14 protein-coding genes and 1 pseudogene are annotated in these 19,722 nt (G+C 66.4%); 8 read left to right on the top strand and 7 right to left on the bottom strand.

Translation table 11 applies throughout. The features are described 5' to 3' along the window. Window positions 1-59 precede the first annotated feature (59 nt). From IG196_RS28825 to IG196_RS28805, 5 genes and pseudogenes are all read left to right on the top strand, one after another. Window positions 60-2,033: an AMP-dependent synthetase/ligase gene (locus IG196_RS28825; protein WP_192194010.1), complete on the top strand. Its 1,974-nt coding sequence runs from the start codon at window positions 60-62 to the stop codon at window positions 2,031-2,033. Beyond that, complete coding sequence (locus IG196_RS28820; RefSeq protein WP_099793739.1) at window positions 2,030-2,815, top strand: ABC transporter ATP-binding protein; 786 nt, start codon at window positions 2,030-2,032, stop codon at window positions 2,813-2,815. The genes IG196_RS28825 and IG196_RS28820 overlap by 4 nt, the downstream gene beginning before the upstream one ends. 15 nt (window positions 2,816-2,830) lie before the next feature. Next, entirely contained in the window at window positions 2,831-3,760 is a 930-nt protein-coding gene (locus tag IG196_RS28815) for a branched-chain amino acid ABC transporter permease (protein ID WP_192194009.1), read from the top strand. Window position 3,761: 1 nt separating this feature from the next. Beyond that, window positions 3,762-4,283: pseudogene (locus IG196_RS28810) on the top strand (branched-chain amino acid ABC transporter permease); the annotation flags it as partial. Between the two features lie 135 nt (window positions 4,284-4,418). Further along, entirely contained in the window at window positions 4,419-7,334 is a 2,916-nt protein-coding gene (locus tag IG196_RS28805; protein WP_003049965.1) for a Tn3-like element IS1071 family transposase, read from the top strand. 112 nt (window positions 7,335-7,446) lie between these two features. Here IG196_RS28805 and IG196_RS28800 read toward each other — a convergent pair whose 3' ends face one another. Further along, entirely contained in the window at window positions 7,447-8,280 is an 834-nt protein-coding gene (locus IG196_RS28800) for a Bug family tripartite tricarboxylate transporter substrate binding protein (protein WP_412556398.1), read from the bottom strand. A gap of 210 nt (window positions 8,281-8,490) precedes the next feature. Here IG196_RS28800 and IG196_RS28795 point away from each other — a divergent pair, with 210 nt between their 5' ends. Continuing rightward, complete coding sequence (locus tag IG196_RS28795; protein WP_192194008.1) at window positions 8,491-8,868, top strand: VOC family protein; 378 nt, start codon at window positions 8,491-8,493, stop codon at window positions 8,866-8,868. Window positions 8,869-8,969: 101 nt separating this feature from the next. After that, a complete protein-coding gene (locus tag IG196_RS28790) occupies window positions 8,970-11,555 on the top strand; it encodes a hypothetical protein (RefSeq protein ID WP_192194007.1) in 2,586 nt (861 codons plus the stop codon). 62 nt (window positions 11,556-11,617) lie between these two features. Here the strand turns inward: IG196_RS28790 and IG196_RS28785 are convergent, their stop codons facing one another. The 5 genes from IG196_RS28785 to IG196_RS28765 are packed head-to-tail and all read right to left on the bottom strand — an operon-like array spanning window position 11,618 to window position 18,621. Then, a complete protein-coding gene (locus tag IG196_RS28785) occupies window positions 11,618-12,199 on the bottom strand; it encodes a superoxide dismutase (protein ID WP_192194006.1) in 582 nt (193 codons plus the stop codon). A gap of 53 nt (window positions 12,200-12,252) precedes the next feature. Further along, a complete protein-coding gene (locus IG196_RS28780; protein ID WP_101491899.1) occupies window positions 12,253-12,918 on the bottom strand; it encodes a helix-turn-helix transcriptional regulator in 666 nt (221 codons plus the stop codon). Window positions 12,919-12,953: 35 nt separating this feature from the next. Further along, complete coding sequence (locus tag IG196_RS28775; RefSeq protein WP_192194005.1) at window positions 12,954-14,405, bottom strand: efflux transporter outer membrane subunit; 1,452 nt, start codon at window positions 14,403-14,405, stop codon at window positions 12,954-12,956. After that, window positions 14,402-17,518, bottom strand: coding sequence for a MexW/MexI family multidrug efflux RND transporter permease subunit (locus IG196_RS28770; protein ID WP_192194004.1), 3,117 nt, complete (start codon window positions 17,516-17,518; stop codon window positions 14,402-14,404). The genes IG196_RS28775 and IG196_RS28770 overlap by 4 nt, the downstream gene beginning before the upstream one ends. After that, window positions 17,515-18,621 carry an efflux RND transporter periplasmic adaptor subunit gene (locus IG196_RS28765; protein WP_192194003.1) on the bottom strand — a complete coding sequence of 369 codons (1,107 nt, stop codon included), beginning with the start codon at window positions 18,619-18,621 and terminating at the stop codon, window positions 17,515-17,517. The genes IG196_RS28770 and IG196_RS28765 overlap by 4 nt, the downstream gene beginning before the upstream one ends. Window positions 18,622-18,908: 287 nt before the next feature. Between IG196_RS28765 and IG196_RS28760 the strand changes: the two genes are divergently transcribed. Further along, window positions 18,909-19,235: an ArsR/SmtB family transcription factor gene (locus IG196_RS28760; protein ID WP_099793711.1), complete on the top strand. Its 327-nt coding sequence runs from the start codon at window positions 18,909-18,911 to the stop codon at window positions 19,233-19,235. 40 nt (window positions 19,236-19,275) lie between these two features. Here the strand turns inward: IG196_RS28760 and IG196_RS28755 are convergent, their stop codons facing one another. Next, complete coding sequence (locus IG196_RS28755) at window positions 19,276-19,689, bottom strand: DsrE family protein (protein WP_192194002.1); 414 nt, start codon at window positions 19,687-19,689, stop codon at window positions 19,276-19,278. Window positions 19,690-19,722: the final 33 nt, after the last annotated feature.

Here is a 19,722-nt window from a genome sequence, read left to right as displayed (position 1 = left end):
CTAGGATTGTCGTTGGAACGACAACCGGACGTCAAAGTGCGACCTACGATCCGGCCACTGTGCAAACCACCGCCCCCACCTTCCCCCGTCTGCTGCTCGCGCATGCCGAGGCCCGTCCCGAGGCCCCCGCCGTGCGCGAAAAAGACCTTGGCATCTGGCAAACCTGGACCTGGAACGCCGTGGCGCAAGAAGTGCGCGAGATGGCCTGCGGTCTGGCGAGCCTTGGCTTCAAGGCCTTCGACAACCTTGCGATCGTCGGTGCCAACCGGCCGCACCTGTACATGGCGGTGCTCGCCGCGCAAAGCCTGCGCGGCGTGCCCGTGCCGCTGTACCAGGACGCGGTCGCGGGCGAGATGGTCTTCATGCTGAACGACGCGGGCATCGAGTTCGTGATCGTCGAAGACCAGGAGCAGGTCGACAAGCTGCTGGAGTGCCGCGAGCTGCAGCAAGCGCAAGAGGGCCCAGAGGGCCGGCCATCGGGCATCCGCCACATCATCTACGACGACCCCAAGGGCCTGCGCCATTACGAGCAGCCGGGGCTCATGGGCTACGAGCAGCTGCGCGAGCTGGGCCGGGCCTTCGACAAGGCCAACGCCGGCTACTACGACCGCGCCGTGGCCAGCGGCGAGGCGGCCGACGTCGGCGTGATCCTCTACACCTCGGGCACCACCGGCCGCCCGAAGGGCGTGTGCCAGACGCACGCCAGCTTCATCGCGGCGGGCCGTGGCGGCGTCGAGACCGACAAGCTCGGCCCCGGCGACAACATCATGAGCTACCTGCCGATGGCGTGGGTGGGCGACCACCTGTTCTCGGTGGCGCAGTGGCTGGTGGGCGGCTTCACGCTCAACTGCCCCGAGTCGGCCGAGACGGTGATGAACGACATGCGCGAGATCGGCCCGAGCTACTACTTCGGCCCGCCGCGCACCTTCGAAGGCCTGCTCACGGCCGTGTCGATCCGCATGGAAGACGCGGCCGCGCCCAAGCGCTGGCTGTATGCGAAGTTCATGGCGCTGGCACAGCGCGTGGGCGCCGACATCCTCAACGGCGCACCGGTGAGCACGGGCGACCGGGTCATGTACAGCCTGGGCAACCTGCTGATCTACGGCCCGCTGCGCAACGTGCTGGGCATGAGCCGCATCCGCGTGGCCTACACGGCCGGCGCGGCCATCGGGCCCGACCTGTTCCGCTTCTACCGCTCCATCGGCGTGAACCTCAAGCAGTTCTACGGCCAGACCGAGACCTGCGCCTATGTGTGCCTGCAGCAGGACGGCAAGGTCAAGCTGCAGACCGTGGGCACGGCGGCGCCGGGCATTGAACTCAAGATCGCCGAAGACGGCGAGGTGCTGGTGCGCGGCGTGTCGGTGCTCAAGGAGTACTACAAGCGCCCCGACGCCACGGCCGAGGTGCTGGACGCCAACGGCTACTTCCACACCGGCGATGCCGGCGTGCTCGACAGCGAAGGCCACCTGCGCATCATCGACCGCGCGAAAGACGTGGGCAAGCTCGTGCGCGGCGCGATCTTTGCGCCCAACTACATCGAGAACAAGCTCAAGTTCTTCCCGCAGATCAAGGAAGCCGTGTGCTTCGGCAACGCCCGCGACGAAGTGTGCGCCGCCATCAACATCGACTTCGAAGCGGTCGGCAACTGGGCCGAGCGCCGCGGCCTCGCCTACGGCGGCTATGTCGACCTGGCCGGCAAGCCCGAGGTGCTCGCACTCATCGCCGAGTGCATCGGCAAGGTCAACGCCGACCTCGCGGCCGAAGACGGCATGGGCGAGACGCAGATCGCGCGCTTCCTCGTGCTGCACAAGGAGCTCGACCCCGACGACGACGAGCTGACCCGCACGCGCAAAGTGCGCCGCGGCTTCATCGCCGAAAAATACGCCGTGCTGGTCGACGCGCTCTACGGCGGCAAGACCGAGCAGTACATCGAGACCCAGGTCAAGTTCGAGGACGGACGCACGGGGGTTGTCAGCGCCACGCTGAAGATCACCGAAGCCAAGACCTTCCCCATCGTGAAGGCCGCTGCATGAGCAACCGAAAGATTGGCGAGGTCATCCTCGACGTCCAGAACATCAGCCTGAGCTTCGGCGGCGTGAAGGCGCTGACCGACATCAGCTTCAACGTGCGCGAGCACGAGGTGCGGGCCATCATCGGCCCCAACGGCGCGGGCAAGAGCTCGATGCTGAACTGCATCAACGGCGTGTACTGGCCGCAGCAGGGCTCCATCACCTTCCGCGGCCAGACCTTCAAGCACATGAACTCGCGCCAGGTGGCCGAGATGGGCGTGGCGCGCACCTTCCAGAACCTGGCGCTGTTCAAGGGCATGAGCGTGCTCGACAACATCATGACGGGCCGCAACCTCAAGATGAAGAGCGGCCTGCTCGCCCAGGCACTGCGCTGGGGCCCGGCCGAACGCGAAGAGCTGCAGCACCGCGAGTTCGTCGAACACATCATCGACTTCCTCGAGATCCAGGCGCACCGCAAGACGCCGGTGGGCCGCCTGCCCTACGGCCTGCAAAAGCGCGTCGACCTCGGCCGCGCGCTCGCGATGGAGCCGCAGGTGCTGCTGCTCGACGAACCCATGGCCGGCATGAACGTAGAAGAGAAGCAGGACATGAGCCGCTTCATCCTCGACGTGAACGACGAGTTCGGCGCGACCATCGTGCTGATCGAACACGACATGGGCGTGGTGATGGACATCTCCGACCGCGTGGTGGTGCTGGACTACGGCAAGAAGATCGGTGACGGCACGCCGGACGAAGTGCGCAACAACGAAGACGTGATCCGCGCCTACCTTGGCGTCGAGCACTGATCACGAAAGAACACGATGGGCTTTTTCCTCGAAACCCTCTTCGGCGGCCTCATGGTCGGCATGCTGTATTCGCTCATCGCGATCGGCTTCGTGCTGATCTACAAGGCCTCGGGCGTCTTCAACTTCGCACAAGGCGCGATGGTGCTGTTCGCGGCGCTGGCCATGGCGCGCTTTGCCGAGTGGTTCCCGCTGTGGTTCGGCTTCCAGAGCCTGCTGCTCGCGAACATCCTGGCCTTCATTGCAGCGATGGCGGTGATGATCGTCGTGGCCTGGCTCATCGAACGGCTCGCGCTGAGCAAGCTGGTGAACCAGGAAGGCATCACGCTCTTGATGGCCACGCTGGGCATCGCCTACTTTCTCGACGGCGTGGGCCAGACGATCTTCGGCAACGACATCTACAAGATCGATGTCGGCATGCCCAAGGAACCGCTGATGGTGCTTGAAGGCACCTTCCCCGGTGGCCTGCTGCTGAGCCAGGAAGACCTGGCCGCCGCGGCGGTGTCGGCCGCGCTGGTGGTGGTGCTGGCCATCTTCTTCCAGAAGACCGCCACGGGCCGTGCGCTGCGCGCGGTGGCCGACGACCACCAGGCCGCGCAGTCGATCGGCATTCCGCTGTCGCGCATATGGGTGATCGTGTGGTCGGTGGCCGGCTTCTCGGCCCTGGTGGCCGGGATCATCTGGGGCTCCAAGCTCGGCGTGCAGTTCTCGCTCTCGCTGGTGGCGCTGAAGGCACTGCCGGTGGTGATCCTCGGCGGGCTGACCTCGATCCCCGGCGCCATCATCGGCGGCCTGTTGATCGGTGTCGGCGAGAAGCTGTCTGAAATCTATCTCGGCCCCATGCTCGGTGGCGGCATCGAGATCTGGTTTGCTTATGTTCTTGCACTGGTCTTCCTGCTCGTGCGGCCCCAAGGGCTGTTCGGCGAAAAGATCATCGATCGGGTCTGACATGTTCTACAGAGAAAACGGCCAGTTCAAGTCGAGCTACCGCGCCGACCAACAGATCTTTCCGATTGCGCAGGACCGCATCGCGATCCTCGTGCTGCTGCTCGTGGCGTTCGTCGTGGTGCCGATGGGCGTCTCCGACTACTGGATGCGCGCCATCCTCACGCCCTTTCTGATCCTGTCGCTCGCGGCGCTCGGCCTGAACATTTTGGTCGGCTACTGCGGCCAGATTTCGCTGGGCACCGGCGCCTTCATGGCGGTGGGCGCGTATGCGGCCTACAACTTCCAGGTACGCATCGACGGCATGCCGCTCATTGCCTCGCTGCTGCTGGGCGGGCTGTGCGCCACGGTGATCGGCGTGCTGTTCGGCATTCCGAGCCTGCGCATCAAGGGCCTGTACCTCGCGGTGGCCACGCTGGCGGCGCAGTTCTTCACCGACTGGGCGTTCCTGCGCATCCAGTGGTTCACCAACAACTCGTCCTCGGGTTCGGTGAGCGTGGCGGGTTTGAACGTGTTGGGGTCTCCTCGTTTTCAGTGCAATAAGTGACGGTACGCAAAGCTAGCACTGGCGCGGGGGTGGTCTGGGTAGACCGTTGATTTCATTGACTTTCCTGTTCGCTTTGTAAACGGGTATGGTGGCCTCCCACTTTTGAGGTTCACGATGCAGGGTTGGCACACAACGTTTTTGGGGATGCGTGGGCTCCCCCGCGATATCAGCGACTTCGAGATGAAGGCATTTTTCACCTTCGATGGTGCCGAGCGCGACGCAATCAATGCACGCCGAGGTGATTCCCACAAGCTTGGTCTGGCGCTCCATATTGGTTTCCTGCGCATGAGTGGGCGTTTGCTCGGTGCCTTTCGGGTAATTCCAGTAGCCTTGTGGCGCCACCTTGGCAACGAGCTTGGCATTGCAGCACCAGAAGTCGCCTCGCTGAGAGCCATGTATGAACGCGGGCGCACGCTATTCGATCACCAACAAGTAGCCTGCACGGTCCTTGGATTCCAGTGGATGAGCGAGCACCAGCGCCGCTCACTGGTACGTGAACTGCGCGACGAAGTGGCGCGCTGCGCCGACCGCGATCAGCTACTCGTGCGGGCGCGTCAATGGCTGTACAAGAACAAGCTGGTGATCGTGCACGAGCGGGCAATTCGGACACTGATTGCGGCGGCACTTGCCCAGCTTGAAGTTGAAACAGGCACCGCCATCGCCGCCAGCGTTGATCCAGCAACACTTGATCGCTGGCGAGCCTCAGTTTCAGAGCTGCGCCCAGATGGACAAACCCAGCAGAGTTGGCTATGGGCTGCACCGGCGAAACACTCAACCCGCCAAATCAGCGAGGTACTGGAGCGCATCGACCTGCTTTACACGCTGGACGTTCATAAGCACCTGGCAGACATCCCCGATCTCATCTTGCGCCGCTACGCGCGCCGACTTGTCTCCAGGCCGCCCTCAGCCGGAGCCAAGATCAAAGAGCCAGCGCGCACCGTGGAGGTCGCATGCTTTCTTCGGTATTGCCTGTTCACCACCACAGACCAGTTGATCCTTATGGTGCAGCGCCGGATCGCCGATCTGTGGCGTCAGGCTGCCGCCGATGTCCCCGCTACCGTCAATTGGGCCGCAATGTACAAAACGCTGCTCGGCGAACTTGTTGCCTTGAGCGCGCAAGGTGCGGTGCCAGATGCTGAGTTGCGTGCCCGTCTTGAAGCCTTGATCACCGAAACCCAGAAACGCAAACCACCGAGCAGGGCCTCCCTGGTCCGCGAGGGATTGATTGATGGAATTCGCCCCGTGCGGTCGTTGCTCGTCGCCATTGCAAAGCTGCCCTGGCAGGCCACCGGCGAGCATCCTGCCATCGAGTACCTTGCCAAGCTGCAAGCTTTATATCTCAAAGGATCCAGAAAGCTGCCAGTTGAAGTGGTGGCACCAAGTCTGGGAATGATCTGGCAGGTTTCGATCTCCAGCCCAGACCGGGAACGGGCGTTTCAGGCGTTGGAGGTGGCCACCCTGTTTGCCCTGCGCCGCGCGGTGCGCAATGGCTCGGTCTGGATTGAGCACAGCCTGAGCTTTCGGGGTCGTGCGCGCTTGTTCTTCACGGACGAGCGTTGGCAGGCAGAGTCCAAGAAACACTATGCCCGTCTATCGTTACCCAGCAAGGCTGCCACTTTCTTGAAGCCTTTGCTGGCCAGAGTAACTGCCGGTGTCGATGCGGTGGCCGCTGCAGCCCGCAGTGGCGTACTGCGCGTGGATGATGAACTCCATTTGTCGCCATTGCCCGCAGAGGACGAAGACCCAGAAGTGACCAAGCTGCGCGCGGCTTTGGATCACCGCATCGGTGAGGTTCAATTGCCGGAAGTGATTCTGGCCGTTGACGCCCAGGTGCGCTTTAGCTGGATCATGCTCGGACGTGAGCCGCGCTCTACCGACGAGCTGCTGATGGTCTATGCCGGCATCATGGCCCACGGCACCAGTCTGACTGCGGTCGAATGCGCGCGCATGATTCCGCAATTGTCTGCCACCAGCATTCGCCAGGCCATGCGCTGGGCGCGGGACGAACGGCGTCTGAGCCAGGCCTGCCAGGCTGTGCTGGAATTCATGCAGCGACACCCGATTGCCGCCACCTGGGGGCGGTCCGATTTGGCATCTTCTGACATGATGAGCATGGAGACCACCAAACGGGTGTGGCAAGCCCGGCTTGATCCTCGGCGCAACACACCTTCCATTGGAATCTACTCCCATGTAAAAGACCGGTGGGGCATCTTCCATGCGCAGCCCTTTGTGCTCAATGAGCGCCAGGCGGGCGTGGCCATTGAAGGTGTCATCCGCCAAGAAAAGCTGGAGACCAGCCAGCTTGCTGTGGATACCCATGGCTACACCGACTTTGCCATGTCACATGCCCGTTTGCTTGGTTTTGATCTTTGCCCGCGGTTGAAGGAACTCAAACAGCGCCACCTCTTTGTGCCACGCGGCACCAAAGTGCCCGCAGAAATCGCTGCGGTGTGCGAAGCCAATGTCGACGTCGCTTTGATCGAAAAGCATTGGGATAGTCTGGTGCACCTGGCAGCCTCGGTCATGAGCGGACATGCCAGTGCGGTGGCAGCTCTTGCGCGGTTCGGTTCTGCCGCCCAGGGCGATCCAATCTATGAGGCTGGCGTGCAATTGGGGCGGTTGCTGCGTACGGCGTTTTTGGCTGACTACTTTGTCAAGGACGCTTTCAGGAACGAGTTGCGCCGGGTGCTCAATCGGGGCGAGGCTGTTAACGCCCTCAAGCGCGCCATTTATACCGGCCGGATCAGCCCGGCGCAGGCCAAACGTGTCGATGAAATGCAGGCTGTGGCCGATGCGTTGAGCCTGATGGCCAACATCGTGATGGCGTGGAATACCTCACAGATGCAGGCGGTCCTGGATCGCTGGTCGAACCGCCGCCAGGTCATTCCACCGGAACTGATCGGGAAGATTGCGCCCACCAGGCTGGAGAGCATCAACTTGCGGGGTGTGTTTCGCTTCCCGGTTGACCGCTATGCTGACCAAATCCTGCCTTCGCGGCCAAATGCATCGATAACTGGCACCAATGGATGAAACCGACCACGGTTTGACGCCACGAATCGCAGATTTGAAAGTGAACAGGAAAGTCAATGAAATCAACGATCTACCAACACCACCTCCGCGCCAGTGCTAGCTTTTCGTACCGTCACTTATTGCACTGAAAACGAGGAGACCCCTCCTTGGGCGTGCCGGCCGGCACGAAGACGCCGTACCAGGTGCTCACGTCGAAGTCCTTGTAGCCCAGCTCGGCCACGGTGGGCGTGTCGGGCAGCGAGGTGCTGCGCTTGGCGGAGGTGACGGCCAGCGGGCGCAGCTTGCCGGCCTTGATCTGCGCCAGTGCCGAAGGCACCGACGACACCATCAGGTCGACGTTGCCCGCGAGCACGTCCATCATGGCCGCGTTGGAACCCTTGTAGGGCACGTGGCGCATCTTGATCTTGGCGGCGCCGTTGAAGATCTCGCCGGCCAGGTGGATGGTGGTGCCGTTGCCGGGCGAGCCGTAGGTGACGGTGTCGGGCGCGGCGCGCGCGGCCTTCACCACGTCGTCGAGCGTCTTGAACTTCGAGTTGGCCTGCGTGACGATCACCACCGGCGTGTAGGCCACGTGGGCCACGGCCGTGAGGTCCTTCACCGGGTTGTAGCTGAGGCTCTTGTAGAGCCAGGGCGCGACGACCATGTTGTCCTTCTGGCCCATCACGATGTCGTAGCCCGTGGGCGCGGCGCGCGCAGCCTCGGCGATGCCGATGGTGCCGCCGGCGCCGCCGCGGTTGTCGGGCACCACGGTCCAGTGGTTGGCCTCGGTGAGCTTCTGCGCGACCAGGCGCGCCAGGATGTCGGTGCCGCCGCCGGGCGGGAAGGGCACGACCATGCGGATGGGCTTGGCGGGGTAGGCGGCGGTCTGGGCCTGCGCGGCCACGGCGGCGAAGGCCAGGGGGAGTGCGAGCACGAGGGCCAGCGAGCGGGTGAGTTTTCTTCGGATCATGGGTTTGTCTCTCTCGGTCTGAGCGGATCGGGGGGCGGCAGTGTCGGTGGAGGTCTTTCGACCTCACTGCACCCACGGTGCAGTGTGCCGGAAGGGGCATCGACCTATTTTCGTGGTTTGCGATGGGCCCCGTATCGGACGGCGCCGACTTGACAGGGCCATCTGGCCGCCGAAGATGAAAAGTCCATTCCCCCACAGGAGACACCCATGCTCGGAAACATCGATGCGGTGGCGAATCTCGCGGTGAAAGACATGACCGTGGCACGCCGTTTCTACGAAGACACCTTGGGCCTTGCGCAGGTCGATTCGGAAGGCGACGAGGTCGCCGTGTACCGCAGCGGCAACACGCGCGTCCAGGTGTATCGGTCGTCGTTCGCGGGCACGAACCAGGCCACGGCCGTGAGCTGGCAGGTCGGCGCGAACATCGAGCGCCTCGTCGCCGCGCTCAAGGCCAAGGGCGTGCGCTTCGAGCACTACGACATGCCCGAGACGAAGCGCGAAGGCGACCTCCACGTCGCGGACGGCATGAAGATGGCGTGGTTCAAGGACCCGGACGGGAACATCCTGCACCTGATCGGCGGCTGAGGCACTGGCCGTCCGGCATCCCTCGTTTGGGGGAAGTAAAAAGCGACGCGCTGCGGACAATCCCTCCTGCCATGCACCCGCGTGGCATGAGGAGTCACTCCATGCGCGCACCGTCGCCCGAGCCGTCAACGTCTGAGCACCTCGCGCGCCCCGAGCGCGTCGCGGTCATCGCCATCCATGGCGTGGCCGACCAGAAGGCCGGCGACACGGCCCGCGCCATCGCCTCGCTGATGCTCAACAACCCCGGCCCGGGCGCCACCTACCGACAGGCCGACTGCGACACCCACCTGCTGCCGGTGCCGCCGCTGACGTCGATGGTGCAGCAGCGCACCCAGCATCAGGACAAGAACGAGAAGGCCGCCACGGAAGGCGCTGCCGCGCAGAAGGCCTACGTGCCGCCCGTGCGCAAGGCGATGCGGCAGTCGAAGACCTCCGACTTTAGCGCCGACGACTGGATCTCGACCGCCGAGGACGACGACGCGGGCGTGGTGCGCGCCGCCAAGGGGCGCGGGCCGCTCACGCCGCGCGAGCTCAAGAAGAGCAACCCCGACATCGCCTTCAGCGACTACCTGCTGTTCAAGTCGCAGCGCGCCGAGCCCGACCACGAGGCCTACGAGGCCACGCGCGTGCGCATGACGCGCGACGCCACCGATGCGAACGGGCAGCCGGTGCAGCAGCGCATCGACGTGCACGAGATGTACTGGGCCGACCTGTCGCGCCTGCCGGGCTCGGTGGCGCGCATCGTCGCCGAGCTGTTCACCATCGTGTTCCGCCTCTCGCAGCTGGGCCGCGACGCGGTGGACCGCGCCGCCGAGGCGGCGGGTGTGAACAAGAAGCCCCGGCCGCCGGGGGCGCGGCGCTGGGCCTGCTTGGCGTCGTTGCAGACCGCGCTCGACTGGGCCTTTGCCAATCTGCTGGCGAACCTCTTTCTGCAGCTGCTGCTCGTCGGGCTGGTGATCGGGGGGCTCGGCGGCCTGGCGCGGGCCGAGCCCGCGTCGGGTGCTTCGTCGCTCACCGAGCTGCTGCGCCGGGTGCTGGCCGTGGTCGTGCCGGTGCTGGCCTTCTGGTGGTACTGCTACGAGGCGCGCAGCAAGGTCTCCGCGCGGATCATGGTGGCTCTGTACGCGTTGCTGGCGGTGTGGCTCCTGTGGACACGGCTGCCCGCCCATTGGGTGGTCGGCGTGACGTGGGTGGCGCTGCTCGTGGCGCTGAGCGACCGCGCCTTGCGCATCGCGCGTGACCGCTTTCCGGCCGCACGCACTTGGGGGCTCGGCCTGATGGCGCTGACCGTGGCGGCGCTGCTCGTGCACGTGGCCATCAACGCCGCGGCGGCGGGCGGCACGGACGACCTGCGCCACTGGGTGCGCGCCGGCATGCGGGTGATCGAGTACCTGCTGATAGGCGTCGTGGCCTGGTGGGGCGTGGCCGGCGTGCTGCTCATCGCCTGGCTCATCGCCGGGCAGACCGTGCCCGACCGCAACGCGGCCGCGCGCGCCAGCATCGCGACGGGGCGGCTGGGGCTGTTCGTGTCGCTGGCGGCGTTCGTGGCGCTGACGATGGTGGCGTGGGCCGTGCTGACGAACCTCGTGGAATTTGGCGCGAACAACGTCGACTACACGTCGTTCTGGTTCCCCAAGGACGGGTACTGGCCCGATGGTGCGAAGTTCCTGCGCAACCGCTACGAGAAAAGCACGCAGGCCTTCGCCTTGACGGCGGGCCTCACGCTGTCGCTGTTGGTCTATCTGGTCGCAGTGCTGGTGCCCAGCCTGTTCGCCGAACTCAAGGTGGTCTTCGGCACGTCGGAGGGCCTGGGCCTGTGGCTCGGCGCAGGCTACCGGCGGCTCGACCGTTTCGTCACCATCCTCACGACTGCCAGCGTGCTGATCGCTTGCGCGGTCGCCCTGTTGTTGGTGCTCAAGCAATGCGGTGTCTCGGTGGGAGGGAGGATCGACGCCGCGGTCATCTGGGTGTCGGCGCTGTCGCAGACCGGCCTCAAGCCGCTGATCTTCACCGCCGCCACGTTGACGGCGGTCGTCTCGCTGCTCGGCGGTTTCCTGTCGCGCACCGTGCCGGGCCTGCGCATGCCGCTTGATGTGGCGCTCGACGTCGACGGCCACTTCCGCGAGTTTCCGCGCCGCGCTATTCCGCGTGCGCGCATCTTCTCGCGCTATGTGTCGCTGCTGGAGCATGTGGCGGCGCAAGGCTACGACCGCATCGTGATCGTGGCGCACAGCCAGGGCACGGTGATCTCGACGGAGCTGCTGCGTTACCTGCAGTTCCGCGCCGAGCAGAAGGTCGACGCGCGGGTGACGGAACTCTGGGCGGCGTTGAACAAGAGCCGGCTGCTGCTGCTCACCGCCGGCTGCCCGCTGCGCCAGCTGTACGCGGCGCGCTTTCCGCACCTCTATGCGTGGGTGACGGCGGAAGACGCGAACGGCGGCGGGCCGAGCGCGGCCAAGGTCGGCGTGGACCGCTGGGTCAACCTGTACACGGCCGGCGACTACGTCGGGCGCTGGCTCTGGGGCGTCGACGACAAGTCGTACACGCAGGTGAGCCTGCCGCCGGCCTGGTGCGCCACGGCCGAGCACGAGGCCTGCCTCGGCCGCGGCGCCCACACGCACTATTTCGACCTCGACCAGGCGCACGTCGCGCGCTGGATCGACTGGATGGTGACGGCGCCGCGCTGAACGCAGCATCCACAAAAAAGCCGACCCGCAGGTCGGCTTCCTTCATGGCGAGAGCGCCGGCTTCAGCCGAAGTTCTTCGCCGCGAAGTCCCAGTTGGCCAGCTTGGCCAGGAAGGTTTCGACGAACTTCGGGCGCAGGTTGCGGTAGTCGATGTAGTATGCGTGCTCCCACACGTCGACCGTCAGCAGTGCGGTGTCGGCGGTGGTCAGCGGCGTGCCGGCGGCGCCGGTGTTCACGATGTCCACCGAACCGTCGGCCTTCTTCACGAGCCACGTCCAGCCCGAACCGAAGTTGCCCACGGCCGACTTCACGAAGGCTTCCTTGAAGGCGTCGTAGCTGCCCCACTTGGCGTCGATGGCCTGGGCCAGTGCACCGGTCGGTGCGCCGCCGCCTTGCGGCTTCATGCAGTTCCAGAAGAAGGTGTGGTTCCAGATCTGCGCGGCGTTGTTGTAGATGCCGCCGGTGGACTTCTTGATGATCTCTTCGAGCGTCATCGCTTCGAACTCGGTGCCCTTTTGCAGGTTGTTCAGGTTCACCACATAGGCGTTGTGGTGCTTGCCGTGGTGGAACTCGAGCGTCTCTTGCGAGTACTCGGGGGCCAGTGCGTCGATGGCGTACGGCAGCGGGGGAAGGGTGTGTTCCATGGGGGGTCTTTCTTTCTAGTTGGTGGATAAAAACAAGATGGTGCTTCGGCGCTTCAGGCGCGTGCCTTGGGCACGACGCGGTACGCGCAGCGTCGCGCGCCCGCAAGCACGTGCTCGACACGGCTCACGTCGGCCTCGGGCCCCAGCACCTCGTCGAAGAGCTGCAGCTCGCTGCGGCAAAAGCCGGTGCAGGCCTGCGCCGCGGTGCAGATGGGGCAGTGGTTCTCGATGAAGAGAAAGCCGTCGCCCTCGGCCCGGTACTCGGCCATGTAGCCCTCGCGGCTGCGGATGTCCGCGAGCCGCTCGAGCCGCGTCTCGAGGTTGCGCGCGCCGCGCATGGCCTCGGTGTAGGTGGCGCGCATGGTGGCTTCGCGCGCGCCGATGAGCTGGTCCATGCCCTTCTCGCCGAACACGCTGATCACGGCGCTGATCATCTGCACCGTCATCTCGGCGTGCGTGTCGGGAAAGCGCCGGTGGCCCTCGCCGGTGAGCCGCCAGATCTGGGTCGGACGGCCGCGGCCGCTGGAGCGGCTTTCGGCGTCCACCAGCCCTTCGGTCTCGAGCTTGGACATCTGCTGGCGCACCGCCTCGACCGTCACGTTCAGCACCTTGGCGATGTCGGGGATGCCGAGCGCGCCGCGGGTCTTCAGCGTGGACAGGATGCGGTCTGCCGGCTGGTGCGGCATCCAGGTGGGCTTGGTGGCATCGGGGGCGGACATGGCAGCTTCGGTCGTGGGGAAAAACAGTGTCATTGTCAGGTGGTTGGGCCTCCCCTCGCATCCGTGGGCGCTTCGGTGGGCGCTTGCCACCCCCCGCCCAGTGCTTTGTAAAGCGCCACGAGGCTGGTGAACGAGGCGGTTTCGGCCTCGGCCACGGCATCCTGCGCACGCAGCAGGGTGCGCTGCGCGTCGAGCACGCTCAGGTAGGGCGCGGCGCCTTCGCGGTAGCGCACCTGGGCCAGCTCGGCGGCACGGCCGCTGCGGGCCGAGGCCTCCAGCAGCCGCTGCAGGCGCAGCTGGTTCTGGCCGTAGCCGGTGAGGGCGTTCTCCACGTCCTCGATGGCGCGCAGCACCGTCAGTTCGTAGACGGCGCGTTCGCCCTCGGCGCGGGCTTCGGCGCCGCGCAGGCGGGCCTTGACCGAGCCCAGCCGCAGAGCAGGCCAGCTCACGCCGGGTGTGACGCTGAAGGCGCGGCTCGACGAACTGCCCAGGTCGGCCCCCCGCAGCGCGATGAACCCCAGGAAGCCCCCGATGTCGACGCGCGGATACAGCTCGGCCGTGGCCGCGCCCACATCGGCGGTGCTGGCCGCCAGGCCGCGCTCGGCGCGCAGCACGTCGGGCCGGCGGCGCAGCAACGCGCCGAGGTCGCCGATGGGCAGGCGCTTGTCGAGCACGCGCAGCGCTTGCGGCTGCAGCATAGGCACCAGCTCGGCCGGGCGCAGGCCCGCCAGCACGGCGACGCGGTAGGCGGCCTGGCGGCGCGCGGTTTCGAAGGCGGGCAGCTGGCTCTCGGTGCTGGCCAGGTTGGCCTGCGCGCTCGCCAGGTCGCCTTCGAGGCCGCGGCCGGTCTGCACCTGCGCCTCGGTCACGCGCAGGCTCTGGCGCAGGCTGTCGAGGGTGCGCTGCGTCACGGCCAGGCGCTGTTCGGCGCCGCGCATCTCGTAGTAGTTGCGCGCCAGTTCGGCCACGGCCACGATGCGCACCTGTTCGAGGTCGGCCGCGCTGGCCTGGGCGCGCGCGGTGGCGGCTTCGTCCAGCCGTTGGAGTCGGCCGAACAGGTCGATCTCCCAGCCGGCGTCGAAGCCCGCGCGGCTGCTTTGCGCCAGCGTGCGCGCATCGGCCGGCACGCCGTTGCCTTGCGCGATGCTGCGCGTCTTGTTGGCGCCCAGCGTCACCACGGGCAGGCGGTCGAGCTCGGCCTCGGTCTGCATCGCACGGGCTTCGAGCAGCCGGGCTTGTGCGATGCGGATGTCGTGGTTGCCGGCCAGCGCGCGCTCGATGAGCGCGTCGAGCTGCGGGTCGTCGAGCTGGCGCCACCAGTCGCGCTGCACCGCGTCGGGCGCGAACAGCGCGCGCTCGGGGGCGGCGATGGCGACCGGCGCATCGTTCGGTGCGGCGTACTTCGGCCCGACCGCGCAACCGGCCAGCACCAGCACGCTGAGGGCGAACGGCGCGGCGTAAGAGAAGAGTCTTCGTGTCATGGTCATGCTCCCGGTGTCGTCAGGGCGGCGTCGCCGGCGGGCTCGCGCGCCACCAGCGCTTCGAGTTCGGCGGTGCGCGCCGAGCGGCCCACCGTGCGGTGGTCGCGCGCCAGCAGCGTGTACATGGTGGGCAGCACGAACAGCGTGAACAGCGTGCCCACCAGCATGCCGACCACGATCACCAGGCCGATGCTGAAGCGGCTGTTGGCGCCCGCGCCGCTCGCGAACAGCAGCGGCACCAGGCCCACCACCATCGCGGCCGTGGTCATCAAAATCGGGCGCAGCCGGATGCGCGCGGCCTGCTCGATGGCGGCGCGGCGGTCCAGGTTCTGGCGTTCCTGGATCTCGTTGGCGAACTCCACCATCAGGATGCCGTGCTTGCTGATGAGCCCGATGAGCGTCACCAGCCCGATCTGCGTGTAGATGTTGATGGTGGCAAAGCCCAGCGCCAGCGGCACCAGCGCGCCGCAGATCGACATCGGCACGCTGATCAGAATGATCAGCGGGTCACGCAGGCTCTCGTACTGCGCCGCCAGCACCAGGTAGATCACCACGATCGCGAACACGAAGGCCATCACCAGCGCCGAGCCTTCCTGCGTGAACTGCCGCGCGTCCGACTGCCAGTCGTAGCTGAAGCCGGCCGGCAGCTTCTTCGCCTCTTCGCTCAGGAACGCCACCGCGTCGCCCATGGTCACGCCCGGCATCGGAATCGCCTGGAAGGTCGAGGCGTTGAGCTGGTTGAACTGCGTGAGCTTGTTGGGGCCTACGCTGGTCGACAGCGTCACGAGGTTGGCCAGCGGCACGGGCTGGCCGCTGGCGCTCTTCACGAAGTAGCGCGACAGCGCCTCGGCCGTGAGCCGTTGGTCGCGCGGCGACTGCGGAATCACGTCGTACGAGCGGCCGTCCATGCCGAAGCGGTTGACGTAGTTCTCGCCCACCAGCACCGCCAGCGTGTCGCCGATGGCCTTCATGGTCACGCCCATGCTGTTGGCCTTGGCGCGGTCCACGCGCACTTCGGTCACGGGGTTGTTGAACTCCAGGTCGCTGTCGACCACGGCGAACTTGCCGCTCTCGCGCGCCGCCTTCTTCAGCGTTTCCATCGCCTCGAACACGGTCGCGTGGTCGCCTGCGCTGCGGATCACCATCTGCACCGGAAGCCCACCGGTCGAACCGGGAAGCGACGGCAACTGAAAGGCGAACACGCTGCTGCCCTCGACCTCGTTCATGCCGCCCTGCACGTCGGCCTGGATCTGGTCGGCGTTGCGCTGGCGGGCGTTCCAGTCGGACAGCTGCACGCCGCCGATGCTGTTGGACACGCCGTCCGAGCCGTTGATGAGCCAGCGACCGGTGTTCTCGGGCAGCTTGGCCAGCACCGCGTCCCACGTCTGGCCGAACTTCTCGACGTAGTCGATGTTGGCGTGCTGTGGCGACTTGATGACGGTCATCACCATCGCCTGGTCTTCGCCGGGCGCCAGCTCGCGCTGCGCCGCGTTGTACAGAAAGGGCAGGCTCACGAGCACGGCCGCCGCCAGCAGGCCCGTGAACCAGCGGTGGTGCAGCGACACGTCGAGCAACCGGCCATACGCGGTGGCGAGCTTGTGGAAGAACGACTCCGCATAACGCGCCATGCGGCCCGCTGTGGCATCTTGCGGCAGCAGGAACGAACTCATCACCGGCGACAGCGTGAGCGCGATCACGCCCGACACCACCACCGCGCCCGCGAGCGTGAAGGCGAACTCCTTGAACAGCGAGCCCGTGAGCCCGCCCATGAGGCCGATGGGCGCGTACACCGCGGCCAGCGTGAGCGTCATCGCGATCACCGGGCCGGCCACTTCGCGTGCGCCGATCAGCGCAGCCTGCACGCGCGACTTGCCCTCTTCGATGTGGCGGTGCACGTTCTCCACCACCACGATCGCGTCGTCCACCACGAGGCCGATGGCCAGCACCATCGCCAGCAGCGTGAGCAGGTTGATGCTGAAGCCGAACAGCAGCATCAGCGCTGCCGCGCCCAGCATCGACAGCGGAATCGTCACCACCGGAATGAGCACCGCGCGCAGCGAGCCCAGGCACAGGAAGATCACCAGCACCACGATGGCGATGGCTTCGAGCAGCGTCTTCTGCACCTCGTCGATCGAGGCCTCGATGAAGCGTGCGAGTTCAAAAGGCAGCTGCACCTCCACGCCCGGCGGCAGGTTCTGCTTGATGCCGGGCAACAGGTCGCGGATGCGCTTCACGATCACCAGCGGGTTGCCGTTGGGCGCGGCCTGCAGGCCGAGGTAGATGGCCTTGTCGCCGTCCATCGTCGCGCTGCTGTCGGCACTGGCCGCACCGAGTTCCACGGTGGCCACGTCGCCCAGCCGCACGATGGCTTCACCGTCGCGCTTGATCACCATGTCGCGGAACTCGGCCACGTTCACCAGGTCGGTGTTCACGCGGATGTTCGACACCACGTACAGGCCCTTCACCTGCCCGGGCGCCGCTTGCACGTTGTTCTGGCGCAGCGCGTCGGCCAGCTCGCCGGCCGAGATGCCGCGCGCGGCCATGCGGTTGGCGTCGAGCCACACGCGCATCGCCAGCGTCTGCCCGCCCGATACCTCGACACCAGAGACGCCTTCGATCGATGCGAACTGCGGCTGCACCACGCGCGAGAGGTAGTCGGTGAGCTGCGGTACGGGCATGGTCTTGCTCGAGAAGCCGACGTACGCAACCGCCGTGGCCTCGCCTGCCGACTTGAGGATCACCGGGTCGAAGGCCTCGGCCGGCAGCCGGTACTTCACCTGGCTGACCTGCGCCATCGCCTGCGTGAGCGCCTGGTTGGCGTCGGCGTTGAGCTTCATGCGCACGCTGATCACGCTGCGGCCCAGCGTGGAGGACGACGAGAGGTAGTCGACGTTCTCGATGGTCGCCACCGCCTGCGCGATCGGCTGCGTGACGAAGCCCTGCATCAGCTCCGGCGACGCGCCGGGGTACTGCGTGGTGATGGTGAGCGTCGTGCTCTCGGTGAGCGGGTACTGGCGCACCGGCAGGTCGCCCAGCGCGCGGGCGCCGAGCAGAAGAATGAGCGTGCTCACCACCAGCGCCAGCACGGGCCGGCGCACGAAGAGGTCGGTGAACTTCATGACTTCGGCTCCGTGAGGGCCAGCGTGTCCTTCGCGGCCGGGGCCACGGCGGCGCCGTTGTACAGGCGCAGCTGGCCCGAGGTGACGACCTGCTCGCCGGCCTTCAGGCCCTGCTCGACCACGACGAGGCCGTCTTGCCGCTCGCCGGTCTTCACGAACACCTGCTGCACCGAGAAGCCGTCGCCTTTGTCGCCGGCGCGCACCACGAACACCGAGTCGCCGTGCGTGCTGTAGGTGATGGCGGTTTCAGGCACGGCGATGGCGCCAGCGCGCGGGGGCAACGCCACCTTGCCGTTGACGTACATGCCGGGCGTGAGTGCGCCGTCGGCGTTGTCGACCGTGGCCTGCAGGCGCACGGTGCGCGTGTCGCTGCCGATCATCGGTTCGATGGCGCTGAGCTTGGCGGGGAACACGCGGCCCGGGTAGGCATCGACCGCGAGCGCCACCGCCTGGTTGCGTTTGAGCGCCGGCAGCGCGGTCTCGGGCAGCGTGAGGTTGGCGAACAGCGTGCGGCTGTCGGTGAGCGACACCAGCGCATCGCCGGCGCGCACGAACTGGCCGAGGTTGACCTTGCGGATGCCCAGCACGCCGTCGAACGGCGCCTTGATGTGCTTCTGTTCGATGAGCGCCTGCACGCGCCGCAACTCGCCGCTGGCCTGGTCGAACGCGGCCTGCGCCTGCTCCATCTGCTCCTGCGTGGCGGCCTGCTGCGGCAGCAGGCGGCGCGTGCGTTCGAGCAGGGCCCTGGCATTGGCCTGCTGGGCGCGCAGCCGTTCGAGGTCGCCCTGCTCGGGCGCGTCGTTGAGCTGCACCAGCAGCTGGCCGGCACGCACCTGCGCGCCCGGCGTGAACAGGATCTTCGCGACCCGTCCCTCCACCTCGGCCGGCACCTCGACCTGTCGGTTGGCCTCCAGCGTGCCGATGCCGCTGAGAAAGCGCGCCATCTCGGTCTGCCGCGCGGGGGCCACCGCCACCTTGGCCGGCGGCATGGCGCCACCCTGTGCATGGGCCGGCTGGAATTTCGCCACGAGCCCGTAGCCCGCCGCGCCCAGCACCGCGACCGTGAGACCGGCGCCGAGCCAGGTCCTGGATTGTTTGTTCATACGCAACCTGCTCTTTTATCAAAGAAAGTACTTTGATTATTAGATCGCGTCGGAACGAAGTCGAGAACGACGTGGCAATGGCCTCGATAGGGCAGGGCTATCTTTTGCAGCGCGTGCATGCGGGGTGCTCCGGGTGGTGGCGCGGGGACATCCCCGCATCCCGAAGACGGGCGGCTCGTCGCTTTTGTGACGCGGCGGCCGCGTGCAATCGCCGTGCGGCCGCCGGGACATCGCTCGTGCCGCCAAGGGCCGATGTACATTGCGACCTGCGCATGAACCTATTCAGCATGGCCACCAAACCCCGCAAGAAGTCCTCGGCTGTCACCGAGGACGAGGTCTTCGACATTGCCGCCGACCTGTTCCGGGCCATGGCCGCGCCCATGCGGCTGAAGATCGTGAGCCTGCTGTGCAACGGTGAGAAGAACGTGAGCGAGCTGCTCGCGCAGATCGACACCACGCAGCCCAACATGTCGCAGCACCTGAACACGCTCTACCAGGCGGGCGTGCTCGCACGACGCCGCGACGGCGTGAGCATCTACTACAGCATCGCGAACGAAACCGTCGTGGCGCTGTGCCGCAGCATCTGCGTGCAGATCGCCATCGAGCAGGAATAAGAAGAGAAGAAGGCCGCCCGGCCTTCTGCGGCGGAGCCCCTCAGGGCTTCAGGTAGACGTAGCCTTCCTTCGCCTGCAGCCGCGCCACCTCGGCCACGCCCGAGGGCACGATCTTGGTTTCCATCAGCAGCTTGCCCGCGTCGATGTTGCGCGTGGTCAGCGTGTTGTTGCACACCTTGAACTCCACGCCGCGCCCCGCCAATGCGCTCACCGGGCCGCTGAACTCGCGGCCCTTGCTGTCCTTCGCATCGGTCAGCAGGAAGTCGATGCCGGGGCCGTGCGTGACCACCACGATCTTCGCCTTCGGCTCCGCGTTCAGGTGGTTCGTGATGTTCGCGAGGATGGCCGCGCTGCTCTCCACGCCGGTGTTCACGTGGTAGACCACCTTGGTCTCCTGCGCGCCCGCGAACGTGGCGACCATGGCGAGCAGGAAAGCGATGAATGCGTGTCTCATGGGGAAACCCTCTGGCTGTTGTCGTTGCCCGCA

The organism is Variovorax sp. 38R, assembly GCF_014843395.1.
Lineage (GTDB): Bacteria > Pseudomonadota > Gammaproteobacteria > Burkholderiales > Burkholderiaceae_C > Variovorax > Variovorax paradoxus_H.
This window is presented reverse-complemented; position numbering and strand designations above follow the sequence as displayed.

Excerpts from the sequence above, each read along its gene's own strand:
- IG196_RS28755 (WP_192194002.1), bottom strand. The coding sequence starts at position 19,689 with ATGAGACACGCATTCATCGCTTTCCTGCTCGCCATGGTCGCCACGTTC.
- IG196_RS28820 (WP_099793739.1), top strand. The coding sequence starts at position 2,030 with ATGAGCAACCGAAAGATTGGCGAGGTCATCCTCGACGTCCAGAACATC.
- IG196_RS28805 (WP_003049965.1), top strand. The coding sequence starts at position 4,419 with ATGCAGGGTTGGCACACAACGTTTTTGGGGATGCGTGGGCTCCCCCGC.
- IG196_RS28785 (WP_192194006.1), bottom strand. The coding sequence starts at position 12,199 with ATGGAACACACCCTTCCCCCGCTGCCGTACGCCATCGACGCACTGGCC.
- IG196_RS28775 (WP_192194005.1), bottom strand. The coding sequence starts at position 14,405 with ATGACCATGACACGAAGACTCTTCTCTTACGCCGCGCCGTTCGCCCTC.
- IG196_RS28760 (WP_099793711.1), top strand. The coding sequence starts at position 18,909 with ATGGCCACCAAACCCCGCAAGAAGTCCTCGGCTGTCACCGAGGACGAG.
- IG196_RS28780 (WP_101491899.1), bottom strand. The coding sequence starts at position 12,918 with ATGTCCGCCCCCGATGCCACCAAGCCCACCTGGATGCCGCACCAGCCG.
- IG196_RS28815 (WP_192194009.1), top strand. The coding sequence starts at position 2,831 with ATGGGCTTTTTCCTCGAAACCCTCTTCGGCGGCCTCATGGTCGGCATG.
- IG196_RS28770 (WP_192194004.1), bottom strand. The coding sequence starts at position 17,518 with ATGAAGTTCACCGACCTCTTCGTGCGCCGGCCCGTGCTGGCGCTGGTG.
- IG196_RS28765 (WP_192194003.1), bottom strand. The coding sequence starts at position 18,621 with ATGAACAAACAATCCAGGACCTGGCTCGGCGCCGGTCTCACGGTCGCG.
- IG196_RS28795 (WP_192194008.1), top strand. The coding sequence starts at position 8,491 with ATGCTCGGAAACATCGATGCGGTGGCGAATCTCGCGGTGAAAGACATG.
- IG196_RS28790 (WP_192194007.1), top strand. The coding sequence starts at position 8,970 with ATGCGCGCACCGTCGCCCGAGCCGTCAACGTCTGAGCACCTCGCGCGC.